A 1,744-nucleotide genomic window follows, 5' to 3' on the forward strand; every position below is an offset into this window, starting at 1 on the left:
TGATGCGGTAGAGGAGCGTTCTGTAAGCCTGTGAAGGTGAGTTGAGAAGCTTGCTGGAGGTATCAGAAGTGCGAATGCTGACATGAGTAACGACAATGGGTGTGAAAAACACCCACGCCGAAAGACCAAGGTTTCCTGCGCAACGTTAATCGACGCAGGGTTAGTCGGTCCCTAAGGCGAGGCTGAAAAGCGTAGTCGATGGAAAACAGGTTAATATTCCTGTACTTCTGGTTATTGCGATGGAGGGACGGAGAAGGCTAGGCCAGCTTGGCGTTGGTTGTCCAAGTTTAAGGTGGTAGGCTGAGATCTTAGGTAAATCCGGGATCTTAAGGCCGAGAGCTGATGACGAGTTACCCTTTGGGTGACGAAGTGGTTGATGCCATGCTTCCAAGAAAAGCTTCTAAGCTTCAGGTAACCAGGAACCGTACCCCAAACCGACACAGGTGGTTGGGTAGAGAATACCAAGGCGCTTGAGAGAACTCGGGTGAAGGAACTAGGCAAAATGGCACCGTAACTTCGGGAGAAGGTGCGCCGGTGAGGGTGAAGGACTTGCTCCGTAAGCCCACGCCGGTCGAAGATACCAGGCCGCTGCGACTGTTTATTAAAAACACAGCACTCTGCAAACACGAAAGTGGACGTATAGGGTGTGACGCCTGCCCGGTGCCGGAAGGTTAATTGATGGGGTTAGCTAACGCGAAGCTCTTGATCGAAGCCCCGGTAAACGGCGGCCGTAACTATAACGGTCCTAAGGTAGCGAAATTCCTTGTCGGGTAAGTTCCGACCTGCACGAATGGCGTAACGATGGCGGCGCTGTCTCCACCCGAGACTCAGTGAAATTGAAATCGCTGTGAAGATGCAGTGTATCCGCGGCTAGACGGAAAGACCCCGTGAACCTTTACTATAGCTTTGCACTGGACTTTGAATTTGCTTGTGTAGGATAGGTGGGAGGCTTTGAAGCGTGGACGCCAGTTCGCGTGGAGCCAACCTTGAAATACCACCCTGGCAACTTTGAGGTTCTAACTCAGGTCCGTTATCCGGATCGAGGACAGTGTATGGTGGGTAGTTTGACTGGGGCGGTCTCCTCCTAAAGAGTAACGGAGGAGTACGAAGGTGCGCTCAGACCGGTCGGAAATCGGTCGTAGAGTATAAAGGCAAAAGCGCGCTTGACTGCGAGACAGACACGTCGAGCAGGTACGAAAGTAGGTCTTAGTGATCCGGTGGTTCTGTATGGAAGGGCCATCGCTCAACGGATAAAAGGTACTCCGGGGATAACAGGCTGATACCGCCCAAGAGTTCATATCGACGGCGGTGTTTGGCACCTCGATGTCGGCTCATCACATCCTGGGGCTGAAGCCGGTCCCAAGGGTATGGCTGTTCGCCATTTAAAGTGGTACGCGAGCTGGGTTTAGAACGTCGTGAGACAGTTCGGTCCCTATCTGCCGTGGACGTTTGAGATTTGAGAGGGGCTGCTCCTAGTACGAGAGGACCGGAGTGGACGAACCTCTGGTGTTCCGGTTGTCACGCCAGTGGCATTGCCGGGTAGCTATGTTCGGAAAAGATAACCGCTGAAAGCATCTAAGCGGGAAACTTGCCTCAAGATGAGATCTCACTGGGACCTTGAGTCCCCTGAAGGGCCGTCGAAGACTACGACGTTGATAGGTTGGGTGTGTAAGCGCTGTGAGGCGTTGAGCTAACCAATACTAATTGCCCGTGAGGCTTGACCATATAACACCCAAGCAATTTG

1 rRNA gene is annotated in these 1,744 nt (G+C 52.8%); it reads left to right on the top strand.

What is annotated here, in order from left to right:
* Positions 1–1,725: ribosomal RNA gene (locus tag KW849_RS30920) — 23S ribosomal RNA — on the top strand; the annotation flags it as partial.
* Positions 1,726–1,744: the final 19 nt, after the last annotated feature.

Source organism: Pseudomonas sp. PDM26 (assembly GCF_019219185.1).
Taxonomy (GTDB): domain Bacteria; phylum Pseudomonadota; class Gammaproteobacteria; order Pseudomonadales; family Pseudomonadaceae; genus Aquipseudomonas.